Source organism: Pseudomonas sp. SCPG-7 (assembly GCF_002156405.1).
In the GTDB taxonomy this organism is placed as follows: domain Bacteria; phylum Pseudomonadota; class Gammaproteobacteria; order Pseudomonadales; family Pseudomonadaceae; genus Aquipseudomonas; species Aquipseudomonas parakoreensis.
The window spans coordinates 55,285-80,722 of record NZ_MVOO01000001.1 but is presented as its reverse complement, the minus strand read 5'-3'; the positions used below and the strand labels follow the sequence as shown (position 1 = coordinate 80,722).

At 56.3% G+C, this 25,438-nt stretch carries 27 protein-coding genes; 13 read left to right on the top strand and 14 right to left on the bottom strand.

The window, feature by feature from the left end; all coding sequences use genetic code 11:
- Positions 1–65 precede the first annotated feature (65 nt).
- Together B1722_RS00445 and B1722_RS00440 are read right to left on the bottom strand one after the other, a co-directional pair.
- On the bottom strand, positions 66–263 hold the full coding sequence (locus B1722_RS00445) for a hypothetical protein (RefSeq protein WP_086791506.1): 198 nt from the start codon (positions 261–263) through the stop codon (positions 66–68).
- An 8-nt stretch (positions 264–271) separates the two neighbouring features.
- The gene (locus B1722_RS00440; RefSeq protein ID WP_086790873.1) at positions 272–742 is read right to left on the bottom strand and encodes a hypothetical protein; all 471 of its coding nucleotides are present in this window, start codon (positions 740–742) and stop codon (positions 272–274) included.
- A 401-nt stretch (positions 743–1,143) separates the two neighbouring features.
- Here B1722_RS00440 and B1722_RS29695 point away from each other — a divergent pair, with 401 nt between their 5' ends.
- Positions 1,144–1,419, top strand: coding sequence for a hypothetical protein (locus B1722_RS29695; protein WP_084234098.1), 276 nt, complete (start codon positions 1,144–1,146; stop codon positions 1,417–1,419).
- A 46-nt stretch (positions 1,420–1,465) separates the two neighbouring features.
- Positions 1,466–1,702, top strand: a complete 237-nt coding sequence (locus B1722_RS00430) for a DUF2789 family protein (RefSeq protein ID WP_041062897.1) — start codon at positions 1,466–1,468, stop codon at positions 1,700–1,702.
- 6 nt (positions 1,703–1,708) lie between these two features.
- Here the strand turns inward: B1722_RS00430 and B1722_RS00425 are convergent, their stop codons facing one another.
- From B1722_RS00425 to B1722_RS00415, 3 genes are all read right to left on the bottom strand, one after another.
- Positions 1,709–1,909, bottom strand: coding sequence for a hypothetical protein (locus B1722_RS00425; protein WP_007966907.1), 201 nt, complete (start codon positions 1,907–1,909; stop codon positions 1,709–1,711).
- A gap of 112 nt (positions 1,910–2,021) precedes the next feature.
- Positions 2,022–3,245 carry a methyl-accepting chemotaxis protein gene (locus tag B1722_RS00420; protein WP_371851363.1) on the bottom strand — a complete coding sequence of 408 codons (1,224 nt, stop codon included), beginning with the start codon at positions 3,243–3,245 and terminating at the stop codon, positions 2,022–2,024.
- 607 nt (positions 3,246–3,852) lie between these two features.
- Positions 3,853–4,257, bottom strand: a complete 405-nt coding sequence (locus tag B1722_RS00415; RefSeq protein ID WP_003225981.1) for a TraR/DksA family transcriptional regulator — start codon at positions 4,255–4,257, stop codon at positions 3,853–3,855.
- A gap of 539 nt (positions 4,258–4,796) precedes the next feature.
- Here B1722_RS00415 and B1722_RS00410 point away from each other — a divergent pair.
- From B1722_RS00410 to B1722_RS30000, 4 genes are all read left to right on the top strand, one after another.
- On the top strand, positions 4,797–5,705 hold the full coding sequence (locus tag B1722_RS00410) for a MurR/RpiR family transcriptional regulator (RefSeq protein ID WP_086790871.1): 909 nt from the start codon (positions 4,797–4,799) through the stop codon (positions 5,703–5,705).
- A 61-nt stretch (positions 5,706–5,766) separates the two neighbouring features.
- Positions 5,767–6,372, top strand: a complete 606-nt coding sequence (locus B1722_RS00405) for a glutathione S-transferase (protein WP_086790870.1) — start codon at positions 5,767–5,769, stop codon at positions 6,370–6,372.
- Positions 6,373–6,374: 2 nt separating this feature from the next.
- Positions 6,375–7,481 (top strand): DNA alkylation repair protein, encoded by a 1,107-nt coding sequence (locus tag B1722_RS00400; RefSeq protein WP_086790869.1) that lies wholly within the window; start codon positions 6,375–6,377, stop codon positions 7,479–7,481.
- A 194-nt stretch (positions 7,482–7,675) separates the two neighbouring features.
- Complete coding sequence (locus tag B1722_RS30000) at positions 7,676–7,753, top strand: hypothetical protein (protein ID WP_371851362.1); 78 nt, start codon at positions 7,676–7,678, stop codon at positions 7,751–7,753.
- Between the two features lie 81 nt (positions 7,754–7,834).
- Here the strand turns inward: B1722_RS30000 and B1722_RS00395 are convergent, their stop codons facing one another.
- The 8 genes from B1722_RS00395 to B1722_RS00360 form a co-directional block, all read right to left on the bottom strand.
- Positions 7,835–11,641 (bottom strand): SIR2 family protein, encoded by a 3,807-nt coding sequence (locus tag B1722_RS00395; protein WP_086790868.1) that lies wholly within the window; start codon positions 11,639–11,641, stop codon positions 7,835–7,837.
- Between the two features lie 273 nt (positions 11,642–11,914).
- Positions 11,915–13,552, bottom strand: coding sequence for a restriction endonuclease (locus B1722_RS00390; protein ID WP_086790867.1), 1,638 nt, complete (start codon positions 13,550–13,552; stop codon positions 11,915–11,917).
- 256 nt (positions 13,553–13,808) lie between these two features.
- Complete coding sequence (locus B1722_RS00385) at positions 13,809–14,468, bottom strand: DUF2931 family protein (RefSeq protein ID WP_086790866.1); 660 nt, start codon at positions 14,466–14,468, stop codon at positions 13,809–13,811.
- Between the two features lie 11 nt (positions 14,469–14,479).
- Positions 14,480–15,136, bottom strand: coding sequence for a DUF2931 family protein (locus B1722_RS00380; RefSeq protein WP_086790865.1), 657 nt, complete (start codon positions 15,134–15,136; stop codon positions 14,480–14,482).
- A gap of 10 nt (positions 15,137–15,146) precedes the next feature.
- A complete protein-coding gene (locus B1722_RS00375; RefSeq protein ID WP_086790864.1) occupies positions 15,147–15,803 on the bottom strand; it encodes a DUF2931 family protein in 657 nt (218 codons plus the stop codon).
- An 11-nt stretch (positions 15,804–15,814) separates the two neighbouring features.
- Positions 15,815–16,468 carry a DUF2931 family protein gene (locus B1722_RS00370; protein ID WP_086790863.1) on the bottom strand — a complete coding sequence of 218 codons (654 nt, stop codon included), beginning with the start codon at positions 16,466–16,468 and terminating at the stop codon, positions 15,815–15,817.
- A complete protein-coding gene (locus tag B1722_RS00365; protein WP_086790862.1) occupies positions 16,468–18,009 on the bottom strand; it encodes a DUF2235 domain-containing protein in 1,542 nt (513 codons plus the stop codon). The genes B1722_RS00370 and B1722_RS00365 overlap by 1 nt, the downstream gene beginning before the upstream one ends.
- Before the next feature lie 139 nt (positions 18,010–18,148).
- Positions 18,149–18,511 carry a DUF6124 family protein gene (locus tag B1722_RS00360; RefSeq protein ID WP_041062930.1) on the bottom strand — a complete coding sequence of 121 codons (363 nt, stop codon included), beginning with the start codon at positions 18,509–18,511 and terminating at the stop codon, positions 18,149–18,151.
- Positions 18,512–19,018: 507 nt separating this feature from the next.
- Here B1722_RS00360 and B1722_RS00355 point away from each other — a divergent pair.
- Positions 19,019–19,558 (top strand): thioesterase family protein, encoded by a 540-nt coding sequence (locus tag B1722_RS00355; protein ID WP_041062933.1) that lies wholly within the window; start codon positions 19,019–19,021, stop codon positions 19,556–19,558.
- 192 nt (positions 19,559–19,750) lie between these two features.
- Positions 19,751–20,149: a carbohydrate-binding module family 20 domain-containing protein gene (locus B1722_RS00350; RefSeq protein WP_041062937.1), complete on the top strand. Its 399-nt coding sequence runs from the start codon at positions 19,751–19,753 to the stop codon at positions 20,147–20,149.
- A 276-nt stretch (positions 20,150–20,425) separates the two neighbouring features.
- Here B1722_RS00350 and B1722_RS00345 read toward each other — a convergent pair whose 3' ends face one another.
- A complete protein-coding gene (locus B1722_RS00345) occupies positions 20,426–20,974 on the bottom strand; it encodes a cytochrome b (RefSeq protein ID WP_041062941.1) in 549 nt (182 codons plus the stop codon).
- A 207-nt stretch (positions 20,975–21,181) separates the two neighbouring features.
- On the opposite strand from B1722_RS00345, the gene B1722_RS00340 reads away from it, so the two are divergent.
- Genes B1722_RS00340 through B1722_RS00320 form a run of 5 tightly spaced genes read left to right on the top strand, consistent with a single transcriptional unit; the run spans position 21,182 to position 25,438 of the window.
- On the top strand, positions 21,182–21,859 hold the full coding sequence (locus B1722_RS00340; protein ID WP_086790861.1) for a thermostable hemolysin: 678 nt from the start codon (positions 21,182–21,184) through the stop codon (positions 21,857–21,859).
- Positions 21,849–23,330, top strand: a complete 1,482-nt coding sequence (locus tag B1722_RS00335) for an AMP-binding protein (protein WP_086790860.1) — start codon at positions 21,849–21,851, stop codon at positions 23,328–23,330. Before B1722_RS00340 ends, B1722_RS00335 begins: the two co-directional genes overlap by 11 nt.
- Complete coding sequence (locus tag B1722_RS00330) at positions 23,327–24,001, top strand: TenA family transcriptional regulator (RefSeq protein ID WP_086790859.1); 675 nt, start codon at positions 23,327–23,329, stop codon at positions 23,999–24,001. The genes B1722_RS00335 and B1722_RS00330 overlap by 4 nt, the downstream gene beginning before the upstream one ends.
- On the top strand, positions 23,988–24,797 hold the full coding sequence (locus B1722_RS00325; protein ID WP_086790858.1) for an SDR family oxidoreductase: 810 nt from the start codon (positions 23,988–23,990) through the stop codon (positions 24,795–24,797). Before B1722_RS00330 ends, B1722_RS00325 begins: the two co-directional genes overlap by 14 nt.
- Positions 24,794–25,438 (top strand): tetratricopeptide repeat protein, encoded by a 645-nt coding sequence (locus tag B1722_RS00320; RefSeq protein WP_086790857.1) that lies wholly within the window; start codon positions 24,794–24,796, stop codon positions 25,436–25,438. Before B1722_RS00325 ends, B1722_RS00320 begins: the two co-directional genes overlap by 4 nt.

Sequence of the window (25,438 nt, the reverse complement as noted above, 5' to 3'; positions counted from 1 at the left end):
TGAATACTCAGTCAACTGACTGTAGCCGAGGTTCCTGCTTTTTCCGGGACCCTATCCCGACGAGGTTACGTTTCAGACTTTTCCTGCAAGCTTTGCAGCTCGCGTCTGACCATGCTGGCGTATTCCGCAGGCCGCAAGGTGTAGATCTGCGCTGCCACCCAGCTCAGCCACGCGCCCTGCAATTCGGCTTTGGCGTTGAACAGGCGCAATGCCTCTTCACGTGCGCGGTCGAGGTGCCGGGAATGGAAGTCAGCGCGACTCAAATCGCCAGTCACTCACTGGCCTTGAACGTGACCAGCTCGCCCTTGCGCCACTTCGCGGCTTTGCCGGTGACCGCTTTCAGGGTTTTGGTCAGGCCTTCCTGCAATTGCTGATGCGCGGCAAACACCGTCACCACGCTGTGGCCTTCCTTGAACAGGATCGCGTGACCCTCCGCTGCCTCGACAAAGGCATAATCGCCCAGGCCGTACACCGTCAGTTTGATTTCGCGAAAGCGGATGTCCATCTTGCCGCCTTCACGGCTGGGCAGCACCGCCGCGCTGAAATGATCGCCGACCTTGAGCTTGAGCCCCGGTTTGTCATCGACCACCAATGCACTTTCGGTGTCGATCTCGGCCACGTAAATACCTTCGGCGTTCTGTTCGGTGATGTAAACAAAACGCGATTGAAACAGCTTGACCAGCTTTGCACGCAAATCACCCAACACGAACAAAGCATGCATATCGAGATTACTGACTGCCAAAGAAACATCCCCACATCTGAAAAGTACCCTGCGCCAAAACGCGCACGGCAAAAAAACGGCCAGGCCGATGCTGTTACCGATTGACTTCAGTACACCTGAAACAAGCGGAGCGCCCATACATCACAAGTTCGCAAGACTACTGGAAAGTCAGGCGAGAAACTTGCCTCGACGTTCGCCAGGCTTTGAAGGAAAAATCTTCATTGAAGCGCAACGAAGACGGACTACAAACTTTAGGGAAAAAGCTGACGAAAAAAAGCCCTTTTCCGACATATCGCCGGTAAAAAATTGCTTTAGATAGGCACCTGTCGCCAACAGACACTGGCGATTCTAGAGCAGCAATGCTCCTTCCGACTACCCGAACCGACCTGTAACCGTCGGCTATCTCATGAAAAGGACTTCATATGTGCACTCTGACTCACTTTGCCCAGCCTTCCAACCTTGGCATTGACTCGCCATTCGTACTGCAAGGCACCGATTTGGCTGAACTGGCGGAGCACGGACCAGGCAATCACAGACCTCGATTTCAGGTAGTTCCGGCGGGCAATGCGTTCTTTCATATCAAAGAATCATCCACCGGTCGTGTAAGAGGTTTCCGCGAAGATCATAACGAAGCATGCGCCCTTGCCCGCTCGCTTGAATCACGAATCGAACTCTTGTCCAACGGCCGCCTCAGATAAAGAGCGAGCGACAGCGCCATTCCGGCCAACGCAAAAGGAGTAAACGATGGAACTGCCAGCCTATGATCTGAAAACCCTGTTCGACCAACTGGGCCTGCCTTCGGAAAACGAGGCAATCGACGATTTCATCGAAGCTCATCCGCTGGACGCCAACACCAAGTTGATTGATGCCGAGTTCTGGACGCCGCAACAGGCGCAACTTCTGAAAGAGTGGTTGCGCGCCGACGGCGAAGAAGCGGTGATGGTCGATGAATTGAACGTACGCCTGCACGACGGACGTTAATAAATGTCAGTGCAGGCTGTCGCCAGGCTCGGCCATCAGTTGCGCGAGCCAGGCAGCCTTGCACTCCTCCGCCTCGTCGCGACTGGCGAACGCAGTGCCGCGCCGCTCACCGTTGAGCAGCACCACCCAGCAGACACTCTGGCCCATCGCGCGCAATCCGGCGGGCACACCACTGCCAATCATCACCGCGACATCGACTCTGCACATATTGACCTCTCGACTTCATTAGCTACCTAACTAATAGCCATGTTAATGACTTCGTCGCAGAGGAAACAGCAACGCCCGTGCACAGATTCATTGCGCGAGCGGTAACAATCGATCAGCGCGGACTCTCCGGTTTATAGCCCAGGCGCAGACCGCCCCAATGCCGGCCCTTGACCATGATCGGCACCGACAGGTCATGCATCAGCTCGCCGGTATCGCGGGTGTACGTCTGCAGTAGCACCGCTTGCTGATGACTGCCGCAGCGAATCCCGGTGCGGTCAGCGAACTTGCGCTTGGTGCGGTTGCCCACCGCGTCGACCTGCGCGTCACCGGTCAACGGCTGACTGAACGCCAGGTTGTGCGTCGGCACATAGCCCTGTTGCGTGCAGGCGATGGCGAACACCAACCCCTCATGACGCGGCAGCAACGGCTCCTGAATCGCCGGCAATACCTGATCGGTGTAGCGGTCGAAACGGGTCTGAAACTTCGGCGGTTGGGTTCCGGGAATCGGCTGATATTGACGGTCGAACAAATCCTCAAGGCTGATCCGCCCCTGCTCGACATCCGCCTCGAACCGCGCCGCAATCTGACTCGCGCCCTCACGCGCCAGGTTATAGACGCGCTGGTGATAGTCATCCAGACCGACTTCGGCCAGGCGCTCGCTGATGGTTTCCGCCTGGCCTTCCATCTGCACGGCGGCCTCGGCCAGGCGCCGGGTCTGTTGATCGCTGATCGCCAGATCGCTGCGCATCTGTTCGATGGCCTTGAACAGGCTGTCGAGCTGCTCGCGATTGGTTTCCGCACCCCGGGCGATTTCGCCGACCTGCCCTTCCACCCCGGCGGCCAACCGGGCGATGTTTTCCAGATGCTGACCGGTGTTCTCGACCTGCTCGACGCCGGTCTGCAGATCACTGGACAGCTCGCGGATCTGCTCCACCACTTGCGCCGTGCGCTGCTGAATATCGGCGACCATCTCGCCGACTTCGCCCGTCGCCGACGCCGTGCGCGCCGCCAGACCGCGCACCTCATCCGCCACCACCGCAAAACCCCGGCCATGCTCGCCGGCCCGTGCCGCTTCAATCGCCGCGTTCAAGGCCAGCAGATTGGTCTGGCTGGCGATGGACTGAATCACCAGCGTCACCCGTTGAATGTCGTCGCTGCGCAGGCTCAGGGCTTCGATCAACTCACGGCTGGCGTTGGCGCGTTGACTGAGTTGATGCATGCGCGCAATCGAATCCACCAGTTCGGTGCGCCCCGCCGCGCTGCTGTGATGCGCTTCGCTGGCGGCGTCCAGCGCTTCACGGCTGAGCTGCGAAGTGGCGTGTTCGGTGGCGATCATCACTTCGGCGTTGCTGACAATCTGCGCCGCCGCGTCGAGTTGCGATTCCAGTTTGCTCGCCAGTTGCTTGACGGAAAACGCCACACCGGCGGCTGACAGCGCGTTATGACTGGTGGTGTAGGAAAGGTCGCGAGTGAGTTCGGAAATCGCGCTGCCGGCATCGACAGGCGCAACATCGGGGATGGCACGCGAGCGCAGGCGCGGCAGCCAGACAATCAGCACCGCCAGCGGCAGGCCGATGTACAGCGACCATTCACCCAGCGTCATGCCGGCGAGCAACAGCATCAGGGCGATGCTTTGCAGGGTCGGAGCGATCCAGCGGTTTTTCGGCAACAGCACTGGTGCGGGCAAAGCCCCAACCAGAGATCCATCTCTCGTCATTTCAACACCCCACGCTTGTTCTCATTGTTGTGACTGCATTAAACGCCACTAGAACGCCATTATCCATGGTCCGTTAGTCGTGGAGTCTGCAGCAGGTCAATGGAACGGTGCGCAACATATCGCAGACGAGCAAAAGCAAAGATCGCAGCCTTCGGCAGCTCGTGTAGGAGCTGCCGAAGGCTGCGATCTTTTGCAGGCGCCCCCCATTCAGGGGGCAACCATGGAATCAGGCCTGACGCTGGTGCTTGTCGATCTGCTCGTGACGCTCTTGAGCTTCGATGCAGTACTTGGTGGTCGGGCTGATCAGCAGGCGTTTCAGGCCGATGGCCTCGCCGCTGTCGTCGCACCAGCCAAAACTGTCTTCCTTGATGCGCTCAAGGGCTTGTTCCAGTTGCGGCAGCATGCGCTGGTCGCGATCGATCGCGTTCACCAGCCAGGTGCGCTCTTCTTCAACCGAAGCCGCGTCCGCCGGGTCGGCCGGAGTGTCCAGGCTTTCGATGGCGATACGGTTTTGCTCAATGCGCTCATGGGTTTCGACTTTCATGTTCTGCAACAGCTCAGTGAAGAAAGCGTGTTGCTCGGCATTCATGTAGTCATCTGCCGGCATGGCCAGCAACTTGTCCTTTGTCATTGATATCTCTATAAAAAAACGTGCATTAAGGCGAAATAGGGAGCGTTCCGGCGAACCGTGTCCGGTCGACGAAAAGGCATCGTTCATTGCAAACGCCACCCGGCACTCAATTTACGAAGGGGCGGCAGTCTAAGGCCCGTTTGAGGCCTCAGCAACTGTAAATACCGGGAATTTGTCCGACAAGCCCTGTAAACAGCTCTGACACAGGCGTCATGGCGGTCATCGGAGTGCGTTTATAGCAAGAAATTCAGTCCAACGGCTGTATATAGAAGACAAACGGCTAACCGAGCGGCAGTTGGTCGCATTTTTTTCAGCCATGCCGCCCGCGCAGTGCATCGTTTCAGCTGCGCAGACGCCGGAAATCTCCCCTGCCAACTCCCCGCACCCCGCCTATCATCAGGCACACCGTAAATAACTGTGGCGAGGGAGCTTGCTCCCGCTGGGTCGCGAAGCGGCCCCCAACTTTGGGCCTGCTGCGCAGTCCAGCGGGAGCTAGCTCCCTCACCACTGAGTGATTTGATCAGCCTGAAGGAAGACTTATGCCCCGCCCCGATCTGCCGGCCAACGACGAGCGCCCCCTCGCCAGCCCCCCGATCAATGCCGAGCGTCTGCTGCAACTGATCACCGACGAATACGACACCCTGCCACGCCAACTCAAACGCATCGCCAGCTACATGAGCCAGCAAAGCGAGCGGATCATGGTCGATCGCATCAGCGACATCGCCCGCGAATGCGAGGTGCATCCGTCCGCCATCGTGCGCTTCTCGCAGCGCTTCGGTTTCAGCGGCTTCAGCGAAATGCAGGCGCTGTTCCGCACCGCCTACACCCACAAAACCTCGCCAGTGCACAACTACCAGCAACGCATCCGCAGCATGATCGCCAACCAGTCGCAGCAGGCCAGCGACGGCGACCTCGCCCGCGAATGCATCGACGCCACCCGCTCCGGCATCGAACGCCTGGGCCGCGAACTCGACGACGTCGCGTTTGAAAAAGCCGTCGACCTGATCGTCAACGCCGACAACATCTATGTGGTCGGCGTGCGCCGCTCCTTCGCCGTCGCCGACTACCTCGTTTACAACTTGCAACACACTCACAAGCGCATTCACCTGGTTTCCGGGCTGGGCGGCAGCTATCGCGAGCAGATGCGCAGCGTGCGTAGCGGTGATTTGGTCATCGCCATCAGCTTCACCCCGTACGCCAAGGAAACCCAACACTGCCTGCGCTACGCCCGCCAGCAACAGGCCAACACCCTGATCCTCACCGACAGCCACCTCTCGCCTTTGGCCAAAAACGCCAACAGCCTGCTGCTGGTGAATGAGGGCAGCGCATTGGCGTTTCGTTCGTTGAGTGCGACGTTGTGTTTGTGTCAGGCGTTGTTCGTGGCGGTGGCGTATCGGCTGGAATTGAATGTGGATGAGATTCACGAACAAGCCGGTTTTGACGACTGACATTTGCCTCAGGCTCGGCTAGGTTATGCCTTCCCACCGGTTCGACTTGAAGGAACGCGTCATGAAACTGATCGGCATGCTGGACTCCCCTTACGTGCGCCGCGTGGCGATCTCCGCCAAACGCCTCGGCATCGACCTCGAACACGAATCGGTCTCGGTGTTCCGCCACTTCGAGCAATTCCAGCAGATCAACCCGGTGGTCAAGGCGCCCACACTGATCCTCGATGACGGCGTGGTCCTGATGGACTCCACCCTGATCCTCGACTACCTCGAAGCCGCCAGCGGCAAAAGCCTGCTGCCGAGCGACCTCAAACAACGCGCCCACGCCCTGCGCCTGATCGGCCTCAGCCTCGCCGCCTGCGAAAAAGCCGTGCAGCTCTACTACGAACGCAACCTGCGCCCGGCCGACATTCAATACCAACCGTGGGTCGAGCGCGTCGAAGGCCAACTCGCCGCCGCGTTCACCGCCCTCGAACAGGAACTGGAAAAAACCGGCCTGCCCACCGACGGCACCCTCACCCAGGCCGGCATCAGCCTCGCCGTCGCCTGGAGCTTCACCGACCTCGTCGTTCCCGACCAGATCGACACCCGCCGCTACCCGCACATCGCCCAATACACCGCGCACGCCGAAACCCTCGAAGCGTTCGTCAGCACCCCGATGACCTGACCATGAGCACCACCGACACCGCCGCCCCGGCGTTAAAGGAAATCTTCAACGCCGAACGGTTGCAACACATCGCCAGCGAAATGAGCGCCGTGTACCCGGCGTTCAAGGCCAAGGCGTTTCTCAAGCGCGCCAACCAAGGGTTGGCGGAATTGTCGGTGATGCAACGCATGGCCCGCGTCAGCGAAAGCCTGCACGCCGTGCTGCCACTGGACTACGAAGATTCCCTCGAAGTCCTGCGCGAACTCGCCCCCCGCCTCAACAGCGGATTCGTCAGCATGTGCCTGCCGCACTACGTCGCCAGCTACGGCGGCCACGCCTTCGATACCTCCATGCAAGCACTGAAATACTTCACCACCTTCGGCTCCTCCGAATTCGCCATCCGCCACTTCCTGCGCAGCGACCTCGAACGCTCGCTGGAGCTCATGCACGACTGGACCCAAGACCAAAACCACCACGTCCGCCGCCTCGCCAGCGAAGGCACCCGCCCTCGCCTGCCCTGGTCATTCCGCCTGGAAGCCGTGCAAGCCAACCCGCAACTGGCCGCGGGAATCCTCGAACGGTTGAAAGCCGACGAGAGCCTGTACGTGCGCAAATCCGTGGCGAACCATCTGAATGACGTGACCAAGGAACATCCGGAATGGGTGCTGGACACGATTGAAGGCTGGCCACTGGAGAACAAACACACGGCGTGGATTGCCAAGCATGCGTTGCGCACTTTGATCAAACAGGGCGACCTGCGCGCGCTGACGGTGATTGGCGCGGGGGGCAAGGCTGAGGTTGAGTTGCTGGATGTGCGGGTTGAGCCGGCAGTGGTTCGGTTGGGTGAAGCGATTACGTTGTCGTTTACGGTGAAGTCGACGGTGGCGCATGAACAGCGGTTGGTGATTGATTATGCGATTGACTATGTGAAGGCGAATGGCGGGGTTTCGGGGAAGGTTTTCAAGTTGAAGACGGTGGTGTTGGCGGGGTTTGAGGAGGTGCTTGTGGGGAGGCGGCAGGTGATTCGGGATTTTACGACGCGGAAGCATTTTTTGGGGCGGCATGGGGTTAGGGTTTTGGTTAATGGGGAGGTTTTGGGGAGTGGTGCGTTTGAGATCGTTGCTGATTAATTCCGTTGATCTGGTGGGACTCGGACTGATAGGGAGTTACGGATGAGGGCTGCTTTCGGCCAGAAAGCGGACGCACGTGAGTAACGGTATTCAACCCATAGCGGTCGTTCAAGAGGGGCAGCTTACGGCCACAAGTGGTTTAGCGAGAGTGTCAGGTTTAGCAACTGCACTTCACACCTTACTAACCAAAGGGATTGCCCAACCATAAAGTGTTGAAGAAATGGATGGCTGAGTACGGGACCAATTCAATAGAGTCCTGGTTAGCGCAGTAGTGCAGGTCGGTTGAGACTTGAGCCTAACCCCCAGGGTCGAAAGCACCCCATGCTCCCGTCCCTAGTTATTTATCTTGTTTCTCAGCTTGCCTCTACAAGTTCAATTAGTCGCAAATAGCGCGTATCCGATTGAAGGCTAGGAGCGCTCTCAACTACCAGCGCAAGTATGCTTGGTAATTCGTAAGGAGCTCTGGTGAGTACCTGTGGAGTAACTGCATGCATAAGATCGAGCGTAACCTCAGGATAAAGAACGGCAATCGGTTTTTTTTCACCGACATCCAGGGTAAACCGATAAAACGGATGGTCACTTATCTCCACCGGCACCAAGAATTTCTTCACCGCCTCATACACCTTTGGAAAATATTCGCCCGTATCATCAAGTAGGCCGATCCATGCTTTTATCGAAGCAGATGTCCTATATCGGCGCTCCCTTGGCCAATCCATATTAATAAACGGGATCACGTGCTCTATCCAACCGTTTTCATTCTGCCGCCCAACTAGCCCCAACCAGAAAATGAACTGATTTCGCTCATCGTCGGACATGTCCCGAAGCACCGAGCGCATTTCGCTTCGTGTAAGCCCGCTTGGGCTATCCGGATGAAAAATCCTCATCAGCCCCAACCATTGAGAGGCTACCCGAGATAGATCGCGCTCCCAAGTCAGACCGTTAATCCACGGAATTAAATTAAGCAATAGTGGCTTAATGACCTCTACTAATTCAGTTGCGGGCATATCTACATGAAGAAATCCATTCCAAGCAGGCTCTGAGACTGGATGATCGAACGACAACATTGGGATAAGTTTATGCTTAGTCCAAATTGGATCGACAAGCATAAGCCAGTTCAATTCACGAAATACGATAGAAACAGCGTGATCCGCGCCCTCTCCCTGGGCAGAAAAAAGCCGCTCAACACGAGACTTTATGTTAGCTGGTATTAACGAATTCGCGCCCTGCTGATTACTTGAAAGTGCATGAAGAAGAGCTTCGGCGCACATACCAATGGGACCATTGATTGCATAGTTGTAAGTGCGACGTGATCGCTCGACAGCCTTCCCACCACGGTGAACCTCACCCACCCCGCTCTCAGTAGCATCAGCATCACCACTAAAAATTCCGTCGACAACATTGTCATAGACAGCCCAAGCGAGGGCGCTATCAAGATCCAAGACAGACCTAATATTTTGCTCCAGCCATCTTGTCAATACGTATCGCAGCTCTACTACAACTACGTTCGGAAGGCGCGCCAGTCTATTTATAAATACTCGTTTCAGTCTGGGGGAAATATCCGCTGGAAGATCGTTGATCATGGAGTTCCAGAACGCACTTGGGTATTCGCCTCTCTTACCTTCAAGTGTTAGCGCAGAAAGCGCCTTCCTAGGATTGGCCTTCACCAATCCTGCAAAAGGTCGCTTATCAGTGAAGCTGCCGAAGTCGCGCTGATGGTCTTCTTTAGCCTTGGGAATCACTTCGTTAACGGGAACATTCATAAGTTTGTCGGGAGCTTCGTCAGTACCCACCCAACCTACCCTCGAACCATGTATGGTTACTGTAGAGGTTGCCCACCCGTCGCTCCACTCAGAAATCCCGCTAATAATTTCCTTAAGCCGCTGACTGAGGTCGTCAGCCAAATTGCAGCCCTGAATTTCGAGATATCGAGCATATTTGGCCGCAATCCTATCTCTGACTTCATGAAACTCTTCATCAGACCAGTGAGATTGCTGATCGGGACCGGCGATGATCCGCTCCGCAATTCTTCTTTGGTATTCAGTTGAAAACTCCGCCCACCGATCACTAAGCAAAAAAAGCAGCTCACGAACCACGTCAGTGTCCCACAATGCATCTTGGCTCAAGCCCAAAACCGCCTGCGCTACATGATCCGCATCAAAGATATCAACCTTACTAAACGCGTATAACTTTAACTTCCTAAAGAAAAATTGCTCATCCATAGACCAGATAGTTGCATGCGCTCTTGCGATCTCTGGCCAGGTGGAAGCCATTCTGTCAAAAAGCTGAACGAACCAAATCATAGGCTCAGCTGTACTTGTGACCCGCTCCCGCCCACCTATATCACGCTCTGGATAACAGGTAGGTGTATCGAAGAATTTAACGTCGACATCTTCCAGCAAGCTGGAAACAACAGTCAACTGGTGTTCCAAAATCCCAAAAACCTGACTTAACTGACTATCTGGAACCTGTAATTCTTCATTGTTCCGATCAAGGAACGCGACCTCAAACCGCCCTAAGTCGTCAAAATCTATTTCCTCCCAAGATGCTGATGGAGGCATTGACTTCCCTAAGCCGGACGGGAGGCTAATCTGCAGTTTTGGCGTCGCGAATCTCCGAAACTCTCGTAGAGCATTAGGGGTCCAACCTTCTGCATCAATCATTTTTTTAAAGTCAAACCACTCACCATTCCATCGACGATTGCGAGGGTCTTGATGATGCTCAATAAGTAGCCGCCATAAATGGCGAGCACGTTCGGAGAGGAGTTTGGAATGCCTCAAATGCCACTGAATTTGGTGAAGCAACCTAGGATGCAGTCCATTCTGGCGAACTGCCCACCAGGCCAAAACAGGACTATTGATAGACTTGCAAATCCAAGATATAAGGTGGCCAAGCCTTTTTGGCGTACTCTCTAAGCCCTCCACCTGTCGTCCACCCAAACGATGAGAGTCGTGCGGATTATCATCTTCCTCACGCCACACAAGAAGATTGTCATTAGTGACCCCTTGCCTGCGCTCATTTTCAGAGATATCTATCAGATCATCATCAAGCCCATAATGGGAAACAGGATCGAATGTTTCTCTTTCACTCCCATAACCGCTACTCTTCTCGCCTGATCGGACATTAGCATCCATCACGCATATCCACTCTGGATGTGGTACAGGCTCAGCCTCTGAAAACGCTCTCGCACCCCGCACAGTGCGAAGCACATGGGCAACTTGACCTCGCTCATGGGGCATTAATTCCTTTGGATCCCTCTGACTCTTAGCAATCGTGGATAAACGCCACTTGCGCGGATCATCGGACCGCTCAGCCCAAGCCTCCATGCTTTTCCACAAGTCTGAGTAATCGGAATAAGCAATACCAGTAACACCTCGATCACGCCATTTGACTTCGACATCTTCAACTGTCCCCCGGTCAAAGGCGTAGAGCTTAGATCGATCATATTGGCCATCATGATTGAGCCCCTGAAGCAGATACTTTACCGGCGGATCTTCGGCCTGATAACCAACCAGAACAACCGTATAGCGCTCAAGGAGATGCCTAATGAAATTTGTCGCCCAGCCCTCGGAAAGATAGGCTCGCCCGAAATCGGCGCTACTTAAGACATAAGGATGACTTTCTGCGGTTGTATCTACTAGTCTTCCGTGCAGATAGGTAATACCTTCTATATTCAAGCCAAAATTAAGATTTGGGAAAGCAGGAGGAACATGCAACTTCAGTTGACCAGCGTCACCTGGCAACTCAAACAACCTATCAAAGTTTGTCGTTACGATCTGTGGCATTCCACCCTGACTAGAAGAAATGCGTTTTATGAGGTTGTGTTGCCGCCCAAAATCATGACCTTCCAAAGAAACACTTAACCTTTCTGTGACCAGGGCATTAACTTCATCCTTGCCATACTCTAAATGAAGAAGGTTAAAAATCTGGTCCAGCGGCACGTTCGAATCCGACTCACGAATCAACCACGGCAGAAACGAGGTCATAATTTCCGAATCGTCAGGCGGGCCGAAGAACTCGATGACGTATTGAGTCAACCCGATAAATGTGGGCATTCCAGACGGAATTGAGACTCCTGCACCACATAGAAACACCACGCGACCGGCATCGCAACGCTCTAGTAAAACATCTGGTATCGAGGGACCACTGGCGTAAAATTTCATAAGTTCAACTCACCACTAGAATGGATAGCGCGCCTTAGCGAAGGGCTACTAAGGTCGAAAGTCGCCACTTGGGAACGACCGCTTTTGGCCGATAGCGGTCGCTTTTTAGGGTCCAATGACGACAGCGGTCGCTTGCCGATGTTTGAAGCGGTCGTCTACATTGGACAGCTCTAGGCCACCAGTAGGCTTACGCTGACAATTGCTTCGACTCTTTGGGCTCGAAAGAGCGCCGCACGGGTCATTATGGGTGAAAAAGTATTTGAGCCGTTCGACTTACTCCGTAGGCATCAAAATTCGCGCTTCCACTCCAATTTCTTGAAGGAGAAAGAGTAGTCCTCCGCCTTCGATGAGCTCGATCGGTTTGTCTTTAGCAAATTCAAAAGCATCTGGACCATAACCGCTAGTTGTAACCAAAATTCCCTTATTGGCACCTTCATTCATCATCGTTCCGTAGAGGTCACGAACTGCTGAGACGCCGACGGTGTGTTTATACCGCTTTGCTTGGATAACCACCTTTCCACCTAAAATAGGACGAGGGTCGTACGCAATACAATCGACTCCTCCATCGCGGGAGGATCTAGTAAGTTTTGACTCCAATCCCATTTTTTCAAACAAATTCGCTACGAGCGCTTCAAACTCATAGGGGTTCAAATCCATAAGATTTGTGGCTGAACTGAGTTGAGACGCAAGATCTTGTTGATCAACAAAACGCTTGTCGACCATGTTGAATTCAATTATTGGTCTGATCGGTTGTGCCTCGCTAGGTGACCGCGAAACATGCGCACCGAGATTTTTAAGGCAAACGGAACGATCAACGCGTGCAAGATCGATTTTCGTAAAAGTTTCACGGGTAGCTCGTACTGATACGAGATGTGGCTGCACACCAAGTCCGGTCGCAGGATCGATAGTATTTACGTAGCCGTTAAAACAACATACCTCTATAAACTCTCCCTGGTCTGCCTCATAAAGCTCATGGATACACCTGAGTGCAATACTTGCGACTAGATCGGCATATAAAGATTTGATTTCTGCGGGTTTGCGTTGCTTAGTAGTGACCTCGTCCTTGGACTTTACGTAGCGGTACTCTGCAACTTCAGGAATGATCTCCGATGTAGGCAGCTCATATTCGACTACAAGTTGTTTTGATTCAGGCACGAAGGCCAAAGAAAAATTCTGCGGAAAGCCTTCTGGATAATCAGATTTTTCAAGAACCATGCTGCAATAAGCAATAATCGACTCCGGGTCTCCTTCATAGTAGGAGTAACGGAACGCATCGACTTCGGAGTCGCGGAGTGCCTTTTTTTCAAGAAGCGCGGACACACCGTCGTCATAGATATTCCGCGCGTGTTCCAGCGCTTCCAGACGCTGGATATTCTGAGCTTTACATTCTTCTTCACTTGCGTTGAATTGTTCTAATGCGACCCTCAGCTTATCAGCATGTTGGGCTTTGAATTTTGGTATAAACGAAAGATACCAAGGCAACGGAGCAACCTTCGAGGTGAAGAACTCCTGTGAAGGCCCCTCGACAGTGGTAGTCAACGCTTTCGCTGGAGTAAAGGGGGGCGGGTTGTCAGTGATTCGAAGGGAGTCGAATGTAACAGTATCATCCACCATCAATGCTGCCGACAAAATGGATTGCAATCCTTCTATCCAAAATAGAATGGTTGTATTTCCGTCGCGGACTTCCTGCTCGCGAAACTCCAAGTAATTTTGTTTTGCAGCTCGCTCAGATTCCCGATCATATCGAACCCGTTCACGCTCGCGAATCGCATGCGCTCTGAGCTGCTGGCGTTCAGCACGATCAGCTGCACGGACAACTGCACGGCGCTCTGACTCATTCAGCCTTTGCTGTTTCGCTGTCTCCCGGGCAATTGCTCGGATTACTTTCTCGAATCCACTTCGCCTTGCCATAAATGCCGCCTCCTTACTAGCGGCATGATGGTATCAAAAGATAATCCTCGCTGAATACGGAGTTGGACGTTTCGGGTTGCGTACCAAAAATCAATTTTTCAGTTTGAGGTGACCGCTTTTGGCCCACAGCGATCGCTAGCAGATGTACGCTTCTGGCCGAAATCGGACCTTCGTTGAACGAAGCATTGACGCGGTAGCTGTCAAAGGTGATTCACTTCAGACAACGCCACTGAGAAACAAGCAAGAGATGTTTCTCCTACCAACTTCCATATGGAATGCCGTACTTGTCGATATACCGCTTAGCCTTTTCACTCACAGGATAGGCGTACCGCCCTTCGCTCTTACCTTGGCTCGGCCCCAGTGGCTCAATTTCCGCCTGTGCTCGCGCGACCTTGACTGGGTGATGACATGAGTCTCTTACCCAAACCTGCACGACACCGCCGGGAGCCAGGCCGAGATAAACCGATGCCATGAATCTTGCTTGCCGATCGGGAGTTCGCGGGCAGCGCTGATTGACGGACGTCACCATCAACTGCCTGGCCTCTTCCGGAATATCTACCCATGCTTGCCAGGTTTTCTGTTCGACGATTGATTGCCAACGGACCCAGATTCGAACAGGCAGGTCTGCTCCTATCACCCTCCTCCCGCTGCCGCCCACTCCGCCTGTCCACCCCCGGGCTGACTCTGTGCCATCTTCAGGTTCTCCCCCAGCAGCGGTGCCGCCGCCGGTTTTGTAGAAAATCCTGCCGTTAATGTCTTGAACAGAGCTGTTTTCAACCCAAACCTTCATGTAGTCCGGCTCAATAAACGCTAGCTCCCACCATTCGGACTTCGGGTCATTTTTGGCTGAGAGTGGATCAGTTTCTTGGCACCCTGAGATCAGCAAAACGCAAAGTATCGTTATGAGTTGTTTCATTGGCTTAAGGATTACCAACTCCCGTACGGTATGCCGAATTTATCGATATACCGTTTGGACTTTTCGCTGACGGGATACGCGTAGCGCCCTTGGTTCTTACCTTGACTAGGCCCTAGCGGTTCAACCTCTGCCTGCGCTCTGGCGACTTTGACAGGGCGATGGCACTCGTCCCGAACAAAAACTTGTACAACGCCCCCGGGCGCCAATCCCAGATAAATAGATGCGCTGTAGCTGGCCTGTTCCTCTGGTGTTTCCGGGCAGCGCTGACTGACAGATTGCACCATCAGTTGCCTCGCCTCTTCAGGCACATCTACCCAAACCTTATAGGTCTGCGGCTCGACAATGGATTGCCAGCGCACGTAAATGCGTTTGGGCAAGTCAGCACCAATCACTGGTTTCGCAGCCGCGCCTACCGCATGCCAACCGCGCGCGGACTCTTTGCCATTCTCTGGTTCACCACCAGCGGCTGTGCCTCCTCCCGTGCGCTTGAATAGCTTGCCGTTTATGTCTTCGACGGCACTGTCCTCAACCCAAACCTTCATGTAATAGGGCTCGGTGAACGCAAGCTCCCACCATGGAGATTTAGGGTCGTTCTTCGCTGAAAGTGGATCGTTTGACTGGCACCCGCTGATCAACAGAACACAAAGCATCGTTGTAAGTAGTTTCATCAGGTTACGGCTACCAACTCCCAAACGGAATACCGTACTTGTCGATGTAGCGCTTGGCCTTCTCACTCACCGGATAGGCATAGCGCCCGCCGTGCTTCCCCTGCTCCGGGCCTAGCGGTTCAAGTTCGCCTTGGGCATGAGCGACTTGGATCGGTCGGTGACATGAGTCTCTGACCCATGCTTGAAGTACCCCACCAGGAGCCAGACCTACGTAAAGCGAAGCCATGTATCGAGCGGTTCTTTCAGGAGTTTCCGGGCAACGCTGGTGCGTTGAATCCACCATCAATTGCCTCGCTGACTCTGGAATTTCAATGAAACCCTTGTAGGTTTTCTGCTCTGATATGGATTGCCAACGAACAAAGATGAGTTTGGGAAGATCGGCACCGGTTACCGGAATACCGGAACCACTGACCGTGCCCCAACCACGGGCTGACTCTGTGCCATCTTCTGGTTCACCTCCGGCGGCGGTGCTTCCGCCCGCCTTGAAAAACGTTCTGTTTTTGATGTCCAGGACTGAGCTGTCTTCTACCCAAACCTTCATGTAATCAGGTTCAGTGAAAGCCAACACCCACCAATCGGATCTCGGATCATTCTCGGCTGAAAGTGGGTCCGTGGTCTGGCATCCAGCTACCAGTAGAACGCTCAAAATTAATATGAATTGCTTCATTCGCGGGCGGGTTACCAACTCCCGTACGGAATGCCGAATTTATGGATATACCGCTTGGACTTTTCGCTGACGGGATACGCATAGCGCCCTTGGTTCTTACCTTGACTAGGCCCCAGCGGTTCGACCTCTGCCTGTGCTCTGGCGACTTTGACAGGATGGTGGCATGAGTCTCGAACCCAGACTTGCACGACACCACCGGGCGCCAGACCCAAGTAGAGAGACGCGTTATAGCGCCCCTCTTGTTCGGGTGTTTTTGCGCAGCGCTGATTGACGGACTCGAGCATGAGTTGTCTGGCTTCCTCTGGGATATCTACCCAGGCCTTGTACGTTTGGGGTTCAACAATTGATTGCCAACGGACATAGATCCGTTTGGGAAGATCCGCACCAACAACACTTTTTCCGGTGCTTCCCACGCCGTGCCAACCACGAGCAGAGTCGGTGCCGTCTTCCGGTTGGCCGCCTGATGCGGATCCTCCGCCAGTGTGTAAGAACGTCTCGCCCTTGATGTCTTCTACGGCGGTGTCCTCTACCCAAACTTTCATGTAATGAGGCTCGGTGAACGCAAGTTCCCACCATGGAGACTTCGGATCATTTTTTGTTGAAAGCGGATCGGCATGACAACCGGTCATGAGGACTGCACAGAGCAGGCTTGTTAGAAGTCTCATCAAAAAAGCGTCCAGTCGGGTACGTGGGGATGTTGTACGCGTATGCCGTCGGGGGTGGGGGCGTTGATGTACACCGCTCTCACACCGCTTCCATCTCTTCGGCCTAGTGGATGGTTCCAGTTTGCGGACGTGTGAATGTACTTGAGTTTGAGCATTCGCTCTTCTTCTGGCGTAGTTCTGTAGTCACCAGAGACAAATCGATCACACATAGCTTGAAGTTCTGACGGTAGCGCCAGATCAGGCGTATCTGAAATGTCGTTGAACCGAACGCCTTTGTCCTTCGCCATTTTATGCATCACGCGCAGATAGACTCGAGACAGCAAGCCACTGACCGGACGCTTGAGCTGTACGGCGGCATACACGTGTTTGACACGTGGGCTCATACGGTCTTGCGGACTGTTCGGCATCAGCAGCGCAGGTGGCGTGACGATTTCCAGCATCTCGGACGGCCAGCCATCCGCGATCCACTGATTTTTTACTGTCACCGCATCGCGGTAAATCGAAGTGGTGAGAACATCGGTTTGGAGAGGGACTTCTAGTGCTTGCATAGGGCTGACAAGCACACATTCCTGCGCTTCGTCGAGGTAACTACCTCCGATATCGGAGTGAACACCGGGCAAAGTGATCTCCAGATGAGCAGGCTTTACACGGCTGAGGGCAAAGTTGCCTCGGCATTCATCACGCGCAACCAAATGGACGACGTCGGTGAAAAAACGACGATCCAGGTAAAGCTTGATGCCTGTTGCAATGGGGCTTTTCACGTTGCCGAAATTGGACCAGCCAGCTATAGACGGAACTGTATCGAACAGCCCGATAAAGCCCATTCTGATATCGGCATTGTATTGATCAATAAAGGTCTTGCTGAACGCTTCAGGATTGCTACGTAGCACTTCACCTAAGGGACCTTGCTTGCCACGCACGACTTCATTGCAAAAGTGCCGGGCAGCAGCTGCACCACGGCTGAATCCAAATGTGTCGAAGGTCAGCGAAGTCACTTCGCTACCCGGGTTATCGTTCAAGAGTTCTTTGATACGTAATTTGATCGATGCAAACGAAGACTGAACCCTACTTGCAACTCCGGTCTCACCTCGCCCGGTGCCACCCCCAAAGGTGCTATCTTGCTTACCCGCTTGGGTACCAATGCCCTCTACATAAATCATGCGGAAAGCTTGCTTTCGAAGCCCCTCACCTTCGGCTCCCTCTGGGGCGTCGTAAAGCTCACTCAGTTTTTTAATATTGGTAGGGCCAGCACCATAGCTGCTGTCCGGATCCCCCATATAGGGCTGACAGCTAGCAGGAATATCCTGCGGCGCAATCGGATGCTGCGCACCACACAGCAACCCTGCCGCCGTATTGTTCGCATTGTTGCCAGTACCATCAAAGAACACCCCAATCCTCAACGCAATGCCGATTTTCTCAGGCTCGCGCGCAGGTTCTTTCCCGTGTTTCTCGTACTCAGCCCAACGCTGGGCATGAATATCGACGGGTTTGGCTTCTTCGTAGCGGTAGTTTTTCGGGGGGTTGGGAACGTAGCCACTCAATCCTTGATTCCTTGTTCTGATCCTTGAAGAACGGGCCGAAGGGTGACAGCCGAGGCTTGGGGGCGCAAGGCGTGGCTCTGTGCCAGCGCGGTTGGGATTGCTGGGTGCGACGAGGGTTTGGGCTCGTCGCACGGGGTGTTTAGTGGGCGATTTCTACGTTGTCGAGGGCCTGGTTTACGGCGAGTTCGCCGAGCATGACGACTTGGGCGATGCCCAGTGCGGTTTTGCGGTGGGAGGTGTCGAGTGTGGCGGCGAAGTTGTTGAGCATTTCGCTGGCGGAGCCGAGGGTTTCGCTGGCGTTGGCGAGCAGGGATTCGGTGTCGCACTTCGGGTTGGCGAGGTACATGGGTTCGGGTTTGTGCGGGCTGGCCATGATTTGGGTGGCCGGGGTGAGGTAGTGATCGAGGGCGCGTTCGGCGGCTTCGTGGAGCTTTTTGGAATCGAGGGATTCGTAGGGCGATGCGAGGTCGGTTTCTGGCGGGTTGGGTGTTGGTTTGATCATGGTGAAGCTCCTACGTCAAAAAAGGGAGCCATCACTCTCGCTACCAAACGAGGGTGGCGGCCATGCGCAGGTTGGTAGACCGGGACGTAGAAAACCGGCGCGCCCGAAGACGCCCTGTGCATGACCACCATAAAGCCGTGTCGAACAGACACTGCAAATCATGATGCTTATGCAATCTACGAGAACTCAGGGCTACCAAACCCGATCACTGTTTTTCAGTGACCGACAGACGATAGAACCCGCGCTCTAGACGCACAAGCCGGCGGATTCTGGCGTACTCGTAGGCGATGGCGCAAGGCGTTGTAGGGCTTCGGTGGTAACGGCAGGCTTCACATAAACATCCCGATTGTTTCCTGTTTATCCGCCGGTTGATCGGGCTACCGATCCAGCATCAACCCCGCAATGATCGGAATGCACTGTTCCGTCCAAAAAAGTCATTTCCGCACCTACCTCGCCATCGCCCGGCTCGCTAGAGTGCAGCGCTCTTTTCAACGGGCTGACGTACTGATGAATCTGTGGTTTCGATTGCTCTGCATGCTTTTTCGCCGACCGTGGCGCAAGCCGGTCAATGCGCTGGAATCCACCGTGATCCGCATGCGCGTGTGGCCGCTGGATCTCGATTTGAATCGGCACGTCACCAATGGTCGCTACTTCACCCTGGCTGACGTCGGGCGCATGGATTTTGTGTTGCGCAGTGGCGCGTTTCGGGTGGCGTTGCGCGCTAAGGCGTTGCCGATTGTTGGCGATACCTGGGGTAAATTTCGGCGTGAGCTGAAGCTGTTTGAAGCGTTTGAAATTCACAGTCGGATGCTTGGCTGGGACGATAAATGGAGCTTTATGGAGCATCGTTTTGTGAGCAAGGGCCGGGTGATCGGCGTGGTGGTCATGCGTGGGCTGTTTCGGTCGGCGAAAGGCACGATTGCGCCGGGTGAGTTTGTCAGGGCGTTGGGGTTGCCTGAGCAGTCGCCGGAGATGCCGGCGTGGTTGACGTCGTGGTCGGCGAGTTGCGATCTGATGAGTCTTCAGCTCAGGGGTGAGGAGGTTTGAGTGCTTGGGTGGCTGGGCTGGCGTCTTCGCGAGCAAGCTCGCTCCCACAGGTTTCGCGCACGGCTTGGGGTGGGAATAAGGCGCCAGTGACGGTATCGCAAAAGAGTCTGACGGACTGTCAGTTCTTACAGGTCTCTTCCAGTTTTCGCAGGGCTAAGCTGGCCCGACTAAAGGAAAACTGAGGAACTGATCATGGGCCGCATTCGATACTTGTTGCCAATGAGTGCTCTGCTGCTGGCCTTGCAGCCAATGATTGGCTATGCCGGTGTCACCTGGACGTATATTTCGCTCGAGGTGAATTTCCGCTGTGATAACGGCGTCACGACACAAGGCTATAGCGTATACGCGGTAGGTGATCGGCCGGAGTTAGGGAATTGGGTCCCGGCCAAAGCGGTTCGACTCACGCCTTCCGACTACCCCTCTTGGTCCGGCAAGATAAAATTCAACAACGTAAAAGGCGGTGATGTCGTGGAGTGGAAATGTATCGTCCGCAATGACAGCAACCCCAGCGACACGACCTGGCAAACAGCCCCCAACAATCAAGTAACCATGGCTTTCAGTCCCACACCTCTGGCGACGGGAAGCTTCTGAATCGACCGTATGGCACCGCGGCTACAAGCTCGAACTCTGAACTCGGCCGCGGGTCACGTTGATCAGCGCCACACGCCTGCGCTCGACGTTGGCATGCCATAGCGTGGACGCGAAGTGTTATTCGGGCAACTGCTGCGCTATTCAAGACGCCACAAAAACCTGTGGGAGCGAGCTTGCTCGCGAAGGCGGTGTGTCAGTCAGCGATGATGCCGGCTGACACGACGCCTTCGCGAGCAAGCTCGCTCCCACAGGGATTGGGGTTGAAGGAGGTCGGGGTTATTCCGTGCGACCCGGCAACATCCGAACCAGCGTGTTATCCCGCACCCAGTAGTGGTGAAACAGCCCCGCCGCCGCGTGCAGGCCGATCAGCCAGTAGCCGGCGCTGCCCAGCGTTTCATGCCAGTACTTGAGCTGTTTGGCGAAGTCCGGGTCGATGGCGACTGGTGCCGGGACGTGGAAGCCGAAGTACGGGAACGGTTTGTCGGCGGCGGCGAGCATCAGCCAGGCGAAGATCGGCGTGGCGATCATCAGCACGTACAGCGCCAGGTGCATCAGGTGCGAGAGGCCGGTCTGCCAGGCTGGCGGCTTGGGGGTGATCGGCGGGCGTGGCGTCAGGCGGCCGAGCAGGCGCACCCAGACGAGGATGAAGATGCTCGTGCCGAACAGGCCGTGGAAGCCCATCAGCAGGCCGCGCGCTTCGCTGCCCTTGGGCATGAAGCCTTTGATTTCGACGCAGGCATAGACGCCGACGAACAGCGCCAGCATCAGCCAGTGCAACGTAATTGACAGTTTTCCATAACGGGTTACGGCGGTGTCGCGGGTCATAAGAAGCGCCTCGTGATTGTCGTGAGCGACGGTCGATTCGTTCGACAGTCTCGATCCGGTTGCAGGGCGAACCGACGGTGCCACCCTGCCCTTGCAGTCTTAAGACAATCTGAAGATTGCCCGTTGATTAACCTTTTTTCACCTTCAGACTTCGTTAAGAAATGCCTCCGATACTGCGCTCAAACCATTGAGGGAGGCGCTTTGCCCATGCCCGATTACCACTGGAACATTCCCCTTCCTCTACGTTTCGGCCAGGCCGAAACGCCGCAGATGACGTTGACCGGCGCCCTGCCCGACGACGCGCTGCGAGAGACTTTCGAAGCCTTCATCCAGCAGCGTTTTCGCAAGGCCCACGGCGCCGACATTCGACACTTTATGCCCGAGCTGTTCGGCATGCACAACGGCGACAGTGAACTGTGCGCGGTGGCCGGGGTGCGTCGTGCCCATCAAGAGCCGCTGTTTCTCGAGCGCTATCTGGATGAACCGATCGAACCCTTGATCAGTGCGGCGGCGGATCGTCCGGTTGAGCGTAGCGCTATCGTCGAAGTCGGCAACCTCGCTGCCAGCGACACCGGCAGCGCACGTTTGAGCATCATCGCCATCACCTATCTGTTGGCCATGGGCGGCCTGGAATGGGTGACCTTCACCGGCAACATCGGGCTGGTCAACAGCTTCCATCGGCTCGGTCTGAAGCCAGTGACATTATGCGCCGCCGACCCGGAACGCCTGGGTGACGAGCGTCAACACTGGGGCAGTTATTACGAAAGCAAGCCGTGGGTGCATGTCGGCAACATCCGCGCCGGCTTCGTCCATTTGCGCAATATCGGCCTGTTCACTCGATTGGGCCTGCCGACTTCGATTGAAGGAGCCTGCCATGTCGCTTGAACTGCAACGCTTCCAGGAAACCCTGCGCGACCATGCCCGGCGCAATGACAACGCCACCGCGCTGTGGGGCGATACGCTGAAACTCGATTACGCCACTGTTTACGCCGAGGTGCTGTATCGCCAGGAACGCCTGCGCGATGAACAGGCGCAAGTCGTCGCCCTGGCGCTGGATAACGGCGTCGATGCGATGCTGTGGGATCTGGCCGTGCTGTTCGAGGGCTTGACCTGCGTGACGTTGCCGCCGTTTTTCAGCCCTGCGCAACGGGCGCATTGCCTGGAACAGAGCCAGGCCGAACGGGTGATTGCCGAACCGGAGCTCGGGGCCGAGCTGCTCGCCGCCGGCTATGAACAGCGCGGCGAGTTCTGGTGCCGCACCTTCAGCGGCCCGAGCCGGATGCCGGCCGGCACCGCCAAACTGACCTTCACCTCCGGCACCACCGGCACACCGAAAGGCGTGTGCCTGAGCGCGGACAGCTTGCTGCGTGTGGCGCGGGAGCTGGATCACGCGAGCAAACCCACCGATCCGCAGCATCATCTGGCGTTGTTGCCGCTGGCGATTCTGCTGGAAAACCTCGGCTGCTACGCCGCGCTGTACGCCGGTGCGACGCTGAGTCTGCCAAGCCAGAAAACCCTGCGCATTCAGGGCGCCAGCGGCGTCGATGTACCGCACCTGTTGGGCTACCTGGCCGGTCGTGCGCCGGAGAGTCTGATTCTGGTGCCGCAACTGTTGCTGATGTTGGTCAGCGCTGCCGAGCAGAAAGCCTTCGACCCACAAAAACTGCGCTTCGCCGCCGTCGGCGGTGCGCGGGTCTCGGAGGATCTGCTGCACCGCGCGCAGCGTGTCGGCCTGCCGGTGTTCGAGGGCTACGGCTTGTCCGAATGCGCCTCGGTGGTGTGCCTCAATCGCCCCGGCGCGCGGCGTCCGGGCAGCGTCGGTCAGCCGCTGCCGCACGTTGAAGTGCGCCTGGCCGAGGACGGCGAAGTGCTGATCAAGGGCTCGACCCTGCTCGGTTATCTGGGGGACGCGCCGTACGCCGATGAGTGGTGGCCCAGTGGCGATCTGGGCGAGTTCGACCCCGAAGGTTTTCTCTACCTCAAGGGTCGCAAGAAGCACCAGTTCGTCACCAGTTTCGGGCGCAACGTCAACCCGGAATGGGTCGAGTCGGAACTGACCCAGCGCCGCCACATCGCCCAGGCCTTCGTCTATGGCGAGGCCTTGCCGCGCAACCACGCCCTGCTCTGGCCGCACCGTGCCGATTGCAGCGACGCGGAGCTGGCCGCCGCGGTCGCCGAAGCCAATGAAGCCTTGCCCGATTACGCCCAGGTGCATGGCTGGACGCGCTTGGCGCAACCGTTCACCGCCGCCAATGGCTTGCTCACGGCCAACGGTCGGCCACGCCGCGAGGCGATTGCCGCGCTGTACCACGCCCAATTGACTGAATCCGCTGTTTCCGAGGAGTCCGCATCATGAGTTTTTTCGACACCCTGCAAGAAGCCACGCATCAGGAACGCCACGAGCTGTTCAATCTGCCGATCATTCTTGACGCCCTGCAAGGCAAGGTCAGCCTGCAAAGCTATCGGGCGTTTCTCGCGCAGGCGTACTACCACGTGCGTCACACCGTGCCGTTGATGATGGCCTGCGGCGCGCGTCTGCCGACACGCCTGGAATGGCTGCGCAAAGCGGTGGCCGAGTACATCGAAGACGAATACGGCCATGAACACTGGGTCCTCAACGACATCGCCGCGTGTGGCGGTGACCGCGATGCGGTCCGCGACGGCCAGCCCTCGCTGCCGATCGAGCTGATGGTGAGTTTTCTCTACGACTTGATCGCCCGAGGCAATCCGGTGGGTCTGTTCGGCATGGTCAATGTGCTCGAAGGCACCAGCATTGCGCTGGCTACCCATGCGGCGGGGAGCATTCGCGAGCGTCTGGCGCTGCCGGACACCGCGTTCAGCTACCTCAGCTCGCACGGTTCGCTGGACATCGAGCACATGCAGACCTATCGCCGCTTGATGAATCAACTGGAAGATCCTGAAGACCAAGCGGCCGTGATTCACGCCTCGAAAGTCGTCTATCGCCTGTACACCGACATGTTCCGTGGCCTGCCGCGTGACGCGGAGACTCAACATGCAGCTGCGTGACGCGCGGGTGGTGTTGACCGGTGCCAGTGGCGGCATCGGCCTGGCGATTACCGAGGCCTTGTGCGCCGCCGGCGCTCAGGTGTTGGCGGTGGCGCGGCATGAGCAGGCGCTGACGCCGTTGCTTGAGCGCTATCCAAATTCGCTGTGCTGGGTCGCCGCCGACCTGACCTTCCTCAGCGACCGGCGCAAAGTGCTGTCCGCTGCCGAAGCCATCGGCGGCATCAACCTGCTGATCAACGCGGCCGGGGTCAATCACTTCGCCATGCTCGAACAGCTCGACGACAGCGACATCAACGCGATGCTCGCGGTAAACATCAGCGCGCCGATGTGCCTGACCAAATTGCTGCTGCCGCTGCTCAAACAGGCCGACAGCGCGATGGTGGTCAACGTCGGTTCCACTTACGGCTCGATCGGCTACCCGGGCTACGCCAGTTATTGCGCGACCAAGTTCGCCCTGCGTGGATTTTCCGAAGCGCTGCGCCGCGAACTGGCCGACACTCGGGTCAACGTGCTGTATGTCGCGCCACGCGCCACGCGCACGTCGATGAACAGTGCGGCGGCGCAAGCCTTGAACGATGCGCTCAAGGCCAACGTCGATGACCCGCAAACCGTCGCCTCGGCGGTGATCCACGCGATTGCCGGCGACCGCCGCGACTTGTATCTGGGCTGGCCGGAGCGCTTTTTCGTGCGCCTGAACAACCTGCTGCCGCACCTGGTGGATCGCGGTTTGCGCAAGCAGTTGCCGCTGATCCGCCGCCTTAGTGAAAAAACCGACAACGAGTCCCTGAAGCCATGAAAAAACTTAGCGCATGCCTGTTGTTCGCCGTCCTCAGCCAAAGCGTCTGGGCACTGGAACCGGCCGATCAGCAGCGTCTGAACGGCATCCAGCAGAGCTGGGCGCACATCCAATATGAAGTGGCAGAAAAACAGCGCGCCGCCGCGTTCGAGCAGTTGTCGTCCGAAGCCACTGCCTTTACCACCCAGCGTCCGGCAGTGGCCGAAGCGTGGATCTGGAAAGGCATCGTCACCAGCAGTTGGGCCGGCGCTCAGGGCGGCCTCGGTGCATTGGGCAAGGCCAAGGACGCCAAGGCCGATCTGGAAAAAGCCCTGACGCTCGACCCCAAAGCCCTGCAAGGCTCGGCCTACACCAGCCTCGCCGCGCTGTATGATCGCGTCCCGGGCTGGCCGATCGGTTTCGGCGACAGCGACAAGGCCGAGCAACTGCTCAAGCAAGCGCTGCAACTGAATCCGGAGGGCATCGACAGTCTGTACTTCTGGGGCGATCACCTCTACCGTCAGAAGCGCTACGCTGAAGCCAGGGTCGCGCTGCTCAAGGCTCAGCATGCTGCACCACGCCCGGGCCGGGAAACCGCTGACGCCGGGCGCCGCAAAGAGATCGCCGCCCTGCTGGTGGACGTGAACAAGAAACTCGACTGA

Bases quoted from the DNA above. Each gene is read 5' to 3' on its own strand.
- B1722_RS29695 (WP_084234098.1), top strand. From the start codon at position 1,144: ATGTGCACTCTGACTCACTTTGCCCAGCCTTCCAACCTTGGCATTGAC.
- B1722_RS00430 (WP_041062897.1), top strand. From the start codon at position 1,466: ATGGAACTGCCAGCCTATGATCTGAAAACCCTGTTCGACCAACTGGGC.
- B1722_RS00425 (WP_007966907.1), bottom strand. From the start codon at position 1,909: ATGTGCAGAGTCGATGTCGCGGTGATGATTGGCAGTGGTGTGCCCGCC.
- B1722_RS00420 (WP_371851363.1), bottom strand. From the start codon at position 3,245: ATGATCGCCACCGAACACGCCACTTCGCAGCTCAGCCGTGAAGCGCTG.
- B1722_RS00415 (WP_003225981.1), bottom strand. From the start codon at position 4,257: ATGACAAAGGACAAGTTGCTGGCCATGCCGGCAGATGACTACATGAAT.
- B1722_RS00410 (WP_086790871.1), top strand. From the start codon at position 4,797: ATGCCCCGCCCCGATCTGCCGGCCAACGACGAGCGCCCCCTCGCCAGC.
- B1722_RS00405 (WP_086790870.1), top strand. From the start codon at position 5,767: ATGAAACTGATCGGCATGCTGGACTCCCCTTACGTGCGCCGCGTGGCG.
- B1722_RS00400 (WP_086790869.1), top strand. From the start codon at position 6,375: ATGAGCACCACCGACACCGCCGCCCCGGCGTTAAAGGAAATCTTCAAC.
- B1722_RS00395 (WP_086790868.1), bottom strand. From the start codon at position 11,641: ATGAAATTTTACGCCAGTGGTCCCTCGATACCAGATGTTTTACTAGAG.
- B1722_RS00390 (WP_086790867.1), bottom strand. From the start codon at position 13,552: ATGGCAAGGCGAAGTGGATTCGAGAAAGTAATCCGAGCAATTGCCCGG.
- B1722_RS00385 (WP_086790866.1), bottom strand. From the start codon at position 14,468: ATGAAACAACTCATAACGATACTTTGCGTTTTGCTGATCTCAGGGTGC.
- B1722_RS00380 (WP_086790865.1), bottom strand. From the start codon at position 15,136: ATGAAACTACTTACAACGATGCTTTGTGTTCTGTTGATCAGCGGGTGC.
- B1722_RS00375 (WP_086790864.1), bottom strand. From the start codon at position 15,803: ATGAAGCAATTCATATTAATTTTGAGCGTTCTACTGGTAGCTGGATGC.
- B1722_RS00370 (WP_086790863.1), bottom strand. From the start codon at position 16,468: ATGAGACTTCTAACAAGCCTGCTCTGTGCAGTCCTCATGACCGGTTGT.
- B1722_RS00360 (WP_041062930.1), bottom strand. From the start codon at position 18,511: ATGATCAAACCAACACCCAACCCGCCAGAAACCGACCTCGCATCGCCC.
- B1722_RS00355 (WP_041062933.1), top strand. From the start codon at position 19,019: ATGAATCTGTGGTTTCGATTGCTCTGCATGCTTTTTCGCCGACCGTGG.
- B1722_RS00350 (WP_041062937.1), top strand. From the start codon at position 19,751: ATGGGCCGCATTCGATACTTGTTGCCAATGAGTGCTCTGCTGCTGGCC.
- B1722_RS00345 (WP_041062941.1), bottom strand. From the start codon at position 20,974: ATGACCCGCGACACCGCCGTAACCCGTTATGGAAAACTGTCAATTACG.
- B1722_RS00340 (WP_086790861.1), top strand. From the start codon at position 21,182: ATGCCCGATTACCACTGGAACATTCCCCTTCCTCTACGTTTCGGCCAG.
- B1722_RS00335 (WP_086790860.1), top strand. From the start codon at position 21,849: ATGTCGCTTGAACTGCAACGCTTCCAGGAAACCCTGCGCGACCATGCC.
- B1722_RS00330 (WP_086790859.1), top strand. From the start codon at position 23,327: ATGAGTTTTTTCGACACCCTGCAAGAAGCCACGCATCAGGAACGCCAC.
- B1722_RS00325 (WP_086790858.1), top strand. From the start codon at position 23,988: ATGCAGCTGCGTGACGCGCGGGTGGTGTTGACCGGTGCCAGTGGCGGC.
- B1722_RS00320 (WP_086790857.1), top strand. From the start codon at position 24,794: ATGAAAAAACTTAGCGCATGCCTGTTGTTCGCCGTCCTCAGCCAAAGC.